This window comes from Sellimonas caecigallum, assembly GCF_019754295.1.
Classification (GTDB): domain Bacteria; phylum Bacillota; class Clostridia; order Lachnospirales; family Lachnospiraceae; genus Sellimonas; species Sellimonas caecigallum.
In genome coordinates this window covers 1-2,951 of the sequence record NZ_VIRV01000041.1, presented here as the reverse complement: position 1 = coordinate 2,951, position 2,951 = coordinate 1, and the positions used below count along the sequence as shown (strand labels likewise).

General features: G+C 52.9%; 1 rRNA gene. It reads left to right on the top strand.

Going from position 1 to position 2,951, the window contains the following annotated elements:
- Nucleotides 1-7: 7 nt before the first annotated feature.
- A 23S ribosomal RNA gene (locus FLB61_RS12865) occupies nt 8-2,925 on the top strand.
- The last annotated feature ends 26 nt before the right edge of the window (nt 2,926-2,951 follow it).

The following is a 2,951-nucleotide window of genomic DNA, read 5'->3' as shown; positions in this document are numbered from 1 at the left end:
TCCAGTTGGTTATGCTAGAAAGAGCGCAGGGTGGATGCCTTGGCACTAAGAGCCGATGAAAGACGTGATAAGCTGCGAAAAGCTTCGGGGAGGAGCAAATATCCAACGATCCGGAGATTTCTGAATGGGGAAACCCACATGAGGAAACCTCATGTATCCATAACTGAATCCATAGGTTATGGAGGGGAACCCGGTGAACTGAAACATCTAAGTAGCCGGAGGAAGAGAAAGAAACATCGATTCCGGGAGTAGCGGCGAGCGAAACCGGAAGAGCCCAAACCAGCGTGCGTGCATGCTGGGGTTCGGACCGCGGAAGTGATCCAACGAGTTTAGCAGAATGGTTTTGGGAAAGCCAGCCAGAGAGGGTGAAAGCCCCGTAAGCGAAAGACGAGTTGGCACGGCGGGATCCAGAGTACTACGAGACACGAGAAACCTTGTAGGAAGGAGCGGGGACCACCCCGTAAGGCTAAATACTCCTTAGTGACCGATAGCGCATAGTACTGTGAAGGAAAGGTGAAAAGGACCCCGGGAGGGGAGTGAAAGAGAACCTGAAACCCTGTGTTTACAAGCTGTGGAACATCTATAGAGAGATGGACCGCGTACTTTTTGTAGAACGGTCCGGCGAGTTACGCTGGCTGGCGAGGTTAAGGACTGAAGGTCCGGAGCCGAAGGGAAACCAAGTCTGAACAGGGCGAGAAAGTCAGTCAGAGTAGACCCGAAACCGGGTGATCTATCCATGTCCAGGTTGAAGTTGCCGTAAAAGGCAATGGAGGACCGAACCCACATCCGTTGAAAAGGGTGGGGATGAGGTGTGGATAGGGGAGAAATTCCAATCGAACCCGGAGATAGCTGGTTCTCCTCGAAATAGCTTTAGGGCTAGCCTCGATAGAGTCTGATGGAGGTAGAGCACTGAATTTCCTAGGGGGCGTCAAAGCTTACCGAAGAATATCAAACTCCGAATGCCATTGAGATGCTTATCGGGAGTCAGACTACACGAGATAAGTTGGGTAGTCAAAAGGGAAAGAGCCCAGACCTGCAGCTAAGGTCCCAAAGTGTGTGTTAAGTGGAAAAGGATGTGGGATTTCGAAGACAACTAGGATGTTGGCTTAGAAGCAGCCATCCATTAAAAGAGTGCGTAATAGCTCACTAGTCGAGAGGTCCTGCGCCGAAAATGTCCGGGGCTGAAACACACCACCGAAGCTCAGGAATGCGGGGTTATTGAACTTGTTCAATAACATACACCCGCATTGGTAGAGGAGCATTGCATACGGGAAGAAGCAGTACCGGAAGGAGCTGTGGACTGTATGGAAGAGAGAATGCCGGAATGAGTAGCGAGAGGAAGGTGGGAATCCTTCCGGCCGAATATCTAAGGTTTCCAGGGTAAAGCTGATCTGCCCTGGGTAAGTCGGGGCCTAAGGCGAGGCCGAGAGGCGTAGTCGATGGACAACAGGTAGAGATTCCTGTACTACGATATGACAGAACTGTGGGGACGCAGAAAGAGAGCGCGAGCCGGGAATGGAAAGACCGGTGCAAGCGAGGTACCAGTCTGGCAGGCAAATCCGCCAGGCAATGGGAAGACGTGATGCGGAGTGAACTAGAAGTAACGAAGCGCGTGAGCTGGCTGCCAAGAAAAGCCGCTATTGTTCATATCGTACCCGTACCGTAAACCGACACAGGTGGATGAGGAGAGAATCCTAAGGCCGACGGGAGAAGCATTGTTAAGGAACTCGGCAAAATGACTCCGTAACTTCGGGAGAAGGAGTGCCAGTGAGAGCTGGCCGCAGAGAATAGGCCCAAGCAACTGTTTAGCAAAAACACAGGTCTATGCAAAACCGAAAGGTGAGGTATATGGGCTGACGCCTGCCCGGTGCTGGAAGGTTAAGGGGAGAGGTTAGCGCAAGCGAAGCTTTGAACTTAAGCCCCAGTAAACGGCGGCCGTAACTATAACGGTCCTAAGGTAGCGAAATTCCTTGTCGGGTAAGTTCCGACCCGCACGAAAGGCGTAATGATTTGGGCACTGTCTCGACAATGCACCCGGTGAAATTGAAGTACCAGTGAAGATGCTGGTTACCTGCGCCAGGACGGAAAGACCCCATGGAGCTTTACTCCAGCTTGATACTGGGACTCGGTATTGCATGTACAGGATAGGTGGGAGGCGAAGAATTGGAGACGCCAGTCTCCAAGGAGCCGCTGTTGGGATACCACCCTTGCGGTATTGGGTTTCTAACCAGCAGCCGTGAACCGGCTGGGGGACAATGTCAGGTGGGGAGTTTGACTGGGGCGGTCGCCTCCGAAAGGGTATCGGAGGCGCTCAAAGGTTCCCTCAGAATGGTCGGAAACCATTCGAAGAGTGCAAAGGCAGAAGGGAGCTTGACTGCGACACCGACGGGTGGAGCAGGTACGAAAGTAGGACTTAGTGATCCGGTGGTATAAAGTGGGATTGCCATCGCTCAACGGATAAAAGCTACCCTGGGGATAACAGGCTTATCACTCCCAAGAGTTCACATCGACGGAGTGGTTTGGCACCTCGATGTCGGCTCATCGCATCCTGGGGCTGAAGTAGGTCCCAAGGGTTGGGCTGTTCGCCCATTAAAGCGGTACGCGAGCTGGGTTCAGAACGTCGTGAGACAGTTCGGTCCCTATCCGGCGTGGGCGTAGGATATTTGAGAGGAGCTGTCCTTAGTACGAGAGGACCGGGATGGACCGGCCGCTGGTGTACCTGTTGCATTACCAAGTGCATGGCAGGGTAGCCAAGCCGGGAAGGGATAAACGCTGAAGGCATCTAAGCGTGAAGCCCCCCTCAAGATGAGATATCCCATGCGAAAGCAGTAAGACCCCTTGAAGACGACGAGGTAGATAGGGCAGAGGTGGAAGTGTGGCAACACATGGAGCTGACTGTCACTAATAGGTCGAGGGCATAACCAAGGAATGGTGGATAGGAAGAAGGATGA